Genomic DNA, 7,190 nt, shown 5'->3' on the forward strand with positions numbered 1-7,190 from the left:
CAAAGCGATCATCTGGTTGGAACCGACGTTTGCAGGACCGTCCAGTTTCAAACGCGAGCCCTGATTGATCAGGATGTCATTGCCCATCACATTCGCCCCCGCCGTGCCGTTGCCCCGCAGCCAGAGTTCGCCTTCCTGCAGAATGGTCGCGCCTTCATAGGACTTGGCATTGTCGAACATCAGCACACCGCCACCACGTTTCACGATGCCGCCATTGAAGACGTCACCAGCAATCACGCCGATGACCGCCCGGTTCCCGGCGGAGGCACTGCCATCCAGGCGGATGTAACGTTGCTCACCACCCAGATCGAGGTCGTTGACCAGGGTGACCACCTGGGTCGCATTGCCACCGTTCAAAGTGAAGTTGCCGGGATTGAAATAGGCACTGCCCCAGACAATCGTCTCACCAGCACCGCCAAAATTCACATCGATTGCAGCACCAAACGCGGAGAAACCCGTGCTGCCGCCTCCCGCGCCACCACCGCCGGTGATCTGCACCTCTCCCACCCCCGAGCCGAGGGCACGGGTGAAGTCGCGGTCTGTTTCATACGTCGACTGGGTGTTGGGACCACCGGACATGTTGAAGTTGCCGGAGCCCAGCGCTGTGGTCAGGGAACCGATCACATCACGGAACATGCCCTCGTTGAGGTAGGTCGTGCCGGTGTAAGTGTTGGCCCCAAAGAAGGAGGTCGTGCCCCCGCCATTTTTGACCAGCGACACCGAATTGGCTCCGTTGTCGGCGATGACCGATGAAATCACGTTCGTAGCCCAGGCAATGTCGTAGAGCTCATAGTTGCTGCCCGCTCCAGCCGTGATGGTGGGAACAGAAATCGTATGAGTGCCCAGACTGGTGAGAATGCCGCCTGAATCAATGACAAGCGTGGAACCCGCCGCCCCGCTGAGCGTGAATGCCGTGGCACTCTGCAGGTTCAGCGATTGGATGGTGGTAACACCGGTAGCTAGGCTGGCACCGGCGGAGAGCTTGATGTTTTGTCCGGACGTCCACGTTCCCACCGCCGTGTTAACAGCATAGTCTGCCGCAACGAGGGGCGTGTAACCAAAGCCCCCGTTGCCGACGGTGATGTATTTGAGGAACTCAGGATTGGCCGTGCCACCTGCTGAATACGCCCAGCCGCCGACGAAGGGCACGTTCGAGCCGCCTGTTTCCAAGGCGGTGTTGAGGATCTGGTGATGCGTGGAGAGGCCCAATGCGTCACCCACCAGACTGTCCACAAACAACTCCATCGTGGTGCCTTGATTCGGCTTCAAGATGTCTGTCAGTGTCAGGGCGACGCTCCCCGTAGCGCTGGCCGAACGATAACCGATGCGGTTGGCACCGCTGAGCAAAGTCGTGGTCCCCAAGGTCTGCGCCACCGCATAATTGAAGAGGCTGGTACCCGTCGTAAATCCCGCGTTTTCGATGTAAATCTGGCTGGACATCATGCTGATGGGAGCCGTCGTGGAGAACCGGCTGTCAGCCTTGTCACTTGTGGTGGGTGCCCCATTGCCGTTTCCGAACACCAACCGCAGCAAGGAGTTCCGCAGACTCAAGGCGGAGATTTTGGCGTACGGATTCGTATTGGCAGCCTGACTCCCAACACCGGCATCCGCACGGATTTCCCCCAGCAGCGATGTCAAGGTGCCGGTGAAATTCTGCGCTGTCGTGATGTTCTGCATGCGAAAGCCGTTCATGCCGTAATGGATGATCTCGCCCGAACCACTCACCGCACCAGTGATTGACGTGAAGCCCGCACCACCGATGCGGAGTTCGTTGTCGTTGGTGATCACGTTTCCAGTCAGGGTGAAAGTCCCCAGCTCGCTCTGAACACGCGCAGCGCTGCCCAGTGTGACGGTGCCTGTGACTTGGTTGCTTTCACGCCCAAAAATGTTGCGCAAGGCACCCAGATTGCGGAAGCCCTGGCCATTGATGAAAAGCGGCTCGTTGTTGAGGCTGGTGCCGCCGTTGCCTGCCACGGTGCCACCGTTCAAGGTGCCACCCACGTCATTATTGAATGCCAGCGTCGCGCCCGAATTCACGATGGTGCCCTGCAGGTAGTTGCTCGACGCGCCAAGCGCCGTCAAATCGTTGCCCCCCTGGTGAAATCATGGTGATCCCGCCGTTGAGGATGTTGACTCCGGTAAAATTATTCGCGTTGCGCAGCACAAGGGTGCCATCACCATTCTTGGTAAACCCATTGACTCCGTCCACCACGCCACCGAGCACGAGGATGCCTTGAGCGATATTGAGGGTCAGTTGATTTTGCAGCCCTACGTTGGCCATAATGGCCACCGTTCCCTCACCCGTCTTGTTGATCACTGCCAAACCATCATTGTTGAAGCTGAGGGTGCCATTGACACCCGCAGTCAGCACCAAGTTCGATCCTCCGCTCACATCGCCTATGTTCAAGGTTCCCAGTGTCAGCGGATCATTCAGGCTGATAAACTGATTGCCGAGAAAATTCAGATTCAAATTCGCGGTGTCACCTATCGCAAAACCGGGAATGAGGCCGTCGTTCCAATGGGTGAAGTCCTGCCAGGTCAAAGTACCGCTCTCGTCTTCAATCCAGGTGCCCATGGCAGCATGCGCGTAAGGTCCAGGCAACCAGACTGCCATGAGGCATGTCATGAACCAGCCGAGGAGTTTGCGATGTTGACGTAATAATTTCATAAATTCAAAATGATAAAGTGCTTCTGAGTCCCGCTAGTTATCCAATGTTCTCCACAGTCAGCGGCGCATACGCCACTGGCCCCACGCAGCGAGTCCTGCTGCTTTGCCTGTTGCTACCCATGACACTCAGTCCGAAAGAGAAGCTGGACTGATCTTTGCCAGCAAACAGCCTGTTGATATAACGGCGTAGCCAGTTCATCAGAGCGATGGACAGATGCATAGGTGGATGAATGAGAGTGGAGCGAAGGGACATTTTTGGAGCCCATTTAATGCGCGACCGCATTTAATGGGATTATGGCTGAACTTATTGCTTACTTTGCGCTAACTCTCTCATTCAGAGCCATTGGTAAATGGCTTGTTTATGAGTAAACTTTGAGGAATTTCTGATTATCCTTTTCTTTAGACCGTGTAAAGACACCCTGTTTTTTTCGAGTCTCTCGGGACCTGCCCCGTCTTCTTTGATGGTGAGATTTGCCCTCCTCTTCAGCATCACCAGTTGCGAGTTCGCCCCCGCTCCACACCTTCTCTGAAATGTCTCGCATCCCGGAAGAAACCATCCAGCAAGTGATTGCTGCCACGGATATCGTGGCGCTGGTGGGGCGTTCTGTGAAGCTGCGCAAGGCGGGCACGAACTTCCTCGGCCTGTGCCCCTTTCATAATGAGCGCACGCCGTCCTTCAACGTCAGCCCCTCGCGCAACACCTACCACTGCTTCGGCTGTGGCGCGGGTGGCACCGCGATCCGTTTTGTCATGGAGCATGACGGGATGTCGTTCGTCGAAGCGGTCAAACGCCTCGCGGACGCCGCCGGAATCCGCATCGAGGAGGAGGTTTGGGATGCGAACGCTGAGGCGGAAGCCAAACACCGCAGCCTGCTGCTGCGCGCGCACCGCGAGATCACCGAATGGTTCCACCAGTTGCTGATGAAGCACAAAATCGCCGCGCCAGCGCGCGACTACCTCAAGTCACGCGGCATCACGGCCGAGGTGGCGAAAAACTGGCAGATGGGCTACGCCCCACCCCACGGTGCCTTTTTTCGCGAATGGGCGGCACAGGCCAAAATCCCCGAGAGCGTCCTCGTCGAGGCCGGCCTCTTTGTACAGAGCGATGAAGATTCAGGCCGCCGTGGCACCTACCCGCGCTTCCGTGACCGGCTGATGTTTCCCATCCGCAATGATCACGGCGATGTGATCGCCTTTAGCGGGCGTATTCTCGATCCTGAGGCCAAAACCGCGAAATACCTTAACTCCCCTGAAACTTCGCTCTTCAGCAAGAGCAAGGTTCTGTTTGGCTTCGACCGCTCCAAGCGTGCCATCTCGAAAGCAGGCGAAGCCATCGTCTGCGAAGGCCAGATCGACATGATCATGGTCTATGAGGCCGGTTTTCAAAATGTCGTGGCAGGCCAGGGCACCGCCTTTACGGAACTGCATGCCAAACTCCTTAAACGCGTCTGCAATGAAGTCGTGCTCTGCTACGACTCCGACAATGCAGGCTACAAGGCGGCTGAGCGCGCCTTCCAGATCCTCTCCCCCATCGGTCTGACGGTGAAGGTGGCCTCGCTCCCACAGGGAGAAGACCCTGACTCGCTGCTGCGCAAAGAAGGCACCGAAGCGCTGCAAACTGTGCTGGGGGATGCCATGGACTTCCTCGAATACCAGATCCGCCGTCTGCGAGCCAGCGCCAAATCTGACAGCATGGTCGAGCGCGTGCGCATGGCGGAGCAGGTGGCCTCCGCCATCAGCATCTTCACCGGCGTGGCCCAGCGCATCACCGCAGTCAACAAAGTCGCCAAACTGCTCGAAATTTCTGAGGAACAGCTCAATGCGATGGTCAAACGTGCCGCCAGCGGAGACAAAAACAGCCATGGCGGGCAACGCGCAGGCGATTCACCCGTCAACGTCGTCGATGAGGCCAAAAAATTGCTCGCCTCCCAGCACAAGACGGCTGCGCTCCTCTGCCAGATGGCGCTGACCGATGCCGAAGTCATGTACTGGCTGCGCGAGTCCGACTGCGAAGAAATGCTGCGCGAAGTGCCCGGCACGGAGTTGCTCTCTCTGCTGGTGCATAGCCGCCATGACCCTCTGGAAGAAACCGCCCAGCTTGTCTTCATGGCCGGTCTGGAGCGGCCGCAGGAAGCGGCGTTTGCCCAGCTTCAGGCAAGCCCGCGCCCCTCCGGCGGACTCGAAGATGCGAAGCTGGCCCTCTGCTCTTTGGAACTCGCCCGCCTGCAGAATCTCATCCTAGGGCTTCAGGCAAAACAACGCCAGCCGGGCTTGTCCTCTACAGAGATTGCCGAGCTGCAAGAGAGGGTCATAGAACTCATCGCAAAGCGCAAAGAATGCCTTGACCGTACGAAACCTACCCCGAATAGTTTCTCCCCCTGACTGACGCAGGTTCCGGACCCCACCGAGGCAAGTATGGCCGTCTCTAAAAAACCACATAGCGGATCCCATTCTCGCAACGCAGCCAAGCAGGCAGGCGCGTCTGCACCTGCCGAAGACGAAGCCACCCCGCAAAAGCGTGGCCGTGGCAGACCGCGCATCCACCCCGCCAAAGACCAGCCTGCCGTTCAGGTGGGAGCTGATGGCCAGCCACTCAAACGCCGCCGGGGACGTCCGCCGAAAAACGGACATGCCGGAAGCATCGCTCACTTTGCCACCACCACGCACGACGACATCCACTCGCCTGACGTGCAGGCACGGCTGCGAGATCTCATTCGTACGGCACGCGAGCATGATCATCTGACCTGGGACGATATCAATGAGGCCCTGCCCTCAGGATTCGTCACTCCGGACCTGATGGATGCCCTCATCACACGCCTGCGTGCGATGGAAATCAAGATCACTGACGAGGTCGAGGGCGTGGCGGCACGCCACACCGCCGCGCGTGAGCGCATTACAGCGGAGCGTGATGCTGCATCGGCCAAGCTGGATGTGTTTGACGACCCGGTGCGCATGTACCTGCGCCAGATGGGCCAGGTGCCGCTGCTCACCCGTGAGCAGGAGATCCACATTTCCAAGCGCATCGAAAAGGCTGACCTCAGCATGCGCCAGTGCCTGCACACCATCGGCTTCATCGGTCAGGCCTACCTGCAGTTTGCCGAAGCCTTGTGCAACGGCGTCGAACGCTTTGACCGCCTCGTCAGCGACCGCAAGGCGGATGAACGCGATGCCTATTTCAAAAAGCTCAAACCGCTGCTCGACCAGGCACGGGAGACACACGAAAAGACCAGCAAGGCGTTCACCGACTTCACCCATGCCGGCCCGCGCAAACGCGTCACCTGCCAGGCGGAATTTGAAACCCTGCGCGTCGCGTTTTTTCGCGTCTGTGAGAAGTTTTACTTCAAATCCAAGATCACCGAAGACTTCGTCACTCTGCTGCAGCAACGGCTGACCGATCTCGGCGGACTGGAACGCAGTCTGAAGGAACAGCCAGGCAACGAAGCCGCGCAGGAAGCCGTGAGGGCCTTTGAACAGGAATCATGGATGACGGCGGCGGATTACCGCACCCTCATCACCGACACGCTCAAGCATGTGGCCGGGTCCACACGGGCGAAGACTGAGATGATCGAGGCCAACCTGCGTCTCGTCATTTCCATTGCCAAAAAATACACCAATCGCGGCCTGTCCTTCCTCGACCTCATTCAAGAAGGCAACATGGGCCTCATGCGTGCGGTGGAGAAGTTCGAGTACCAGCGCGGCTACAAGTTCAGCACCTACGCCACCTGGTGGATTCGTCAGGCCATCACCCGCAGCATCGCCGATCAGGCGCGCACCATCCGCATTCCGGTGCACATGATCGAGACGATCAACAAGCTCATGCGCGTGCACAAGCAACTGCTGCAGGAGCTTGGCCGTGATCCGACACCGGAAGAAATCGCCGAGGAAATCCACCTGCCCGTGGATCGCGTGAACGCCGTTCTGCGCCTTTCCCAGCAGCCCGTTTCCATGCAGGCCAAAGTCGGCGAAAGCGAAGGCGACACCGAATTCGGCGACTTCATCGAAGACAAGGAGGCGAGCAATCCCATGGAGCTCACCGCCATGCACCTGCTTCGCGACAAGCTGCGCGACGTGCTCGACACGCTCAATCCGCGTGAGCGCGAAGTACTGGAGCAACGCTTTGGCCTCGGAGACGGTGCCGGACGCACCCTCGAAGAAGTCGGCAAGCAGTTCCAAGTCACCCGCGAGCGCATTCGCCAGATCGAAGCCAAAGCCCTGCGCAAGCTCCGCCACCCGACACGCATCCGCAAACTCGGCGGCTTCTTCGGCGCAGGTTGATCAGAGGTACGACAGACACCCCAGTCTGTCGATCGACGGCACCGCAAATACCCCACGTTTACGGTAACCATCACTCCCGCCTCGACTAAGGCCGTGTTTGAAAACGCCGCCAAGGAGCGCGGGCCTCCGAGCCCGCAGCAGGTGGCAAGCACGCAGCATGTGATCGTTCACACCAGCAGTCCTTAGCAGAAAATGCGCCCCAACCCCAGAGCCGAAGCTGAAGGGAAAACGCGGTGCTTTCCATGTT

4 protein-coding genes are annotated in these 7,190 nt (G+C 58.5%); 2 read left to right on the top strand and 2 right to left on the bottom strand.

Annotation, left to right across the window (positions count from 1 at the left end; all coding sequences use genetic code 11):
- Together PSV43_RS02140 and PSV43_RS02145 are read right to left on the bottom strand one after the other, a co-directional pair.
- On the bottom strand, window positions 1-2,082 hold a 2,082-nt coding region (locus tag PSV43_RS02140), incomplete at its 3' end, for an autotransporter-associated beta strand repeat-containing protein (protein ID WP_300193211.1).
- Window positions 2,006-2,668, bottom strand: a complete 663-nt coding sequence (locus tag PSV43_RS02145; RefSeq protein ID WP_300193214.1) for a hypothetical protein — start codon at window positions 2,666-2,668, stop codon at window positions 2,006-2,008. The genes PSV43_RS02140 and PSV43_RS02145, both read right to left, overlap by 77 nt.
- Before the next feature lie 531 nt (window positions 2,669-3,199).
- Between PSV43_RS02145 and dnaG the strand changes: the two genes are divergently transcribed.
- Both dnaG and rpoD read left to right on the top strand, forming a co-directional pair.
- Complete coding sequence (gene dnaG / locus PSV43_RS02150) at window positions 3,200-5,050, top strand: DNA primase (RefSeq protein ID WP_300193217.1); 1,851 nt, start codon at window positions 3,200-3,202, stop codon at window positions 5,048-5,050.
- A 33-nt stretch (window positions 5,051-5,083) separates the two neighbouring features.
- On the top strand, window positions 5,084-6,943 hold the full coding sequence (gene rpoD, locus PSV43_RS02155; RefSeq protein WP_300193220.1) for an RNA polymerase sigma factor RpoD: 1,860 nt from the start codon (window positions 5,084-5,086) through the stop codon (window positions 6,941-6,943).
- Window positions 6,944-7,190: the final 247 nt, after the last annotated feature.

This window comes from Prosthecobacter sp., from assembly GCF_029946185.1.
In the GTDB taxonomy this organism is placed as follows: domain Bacteria; phylum Verrucomicrobiota; class Verrucomicrobiia; order Verrucomicrobiales; family Verrucomicrobiaceae; genus Prosthecobacter.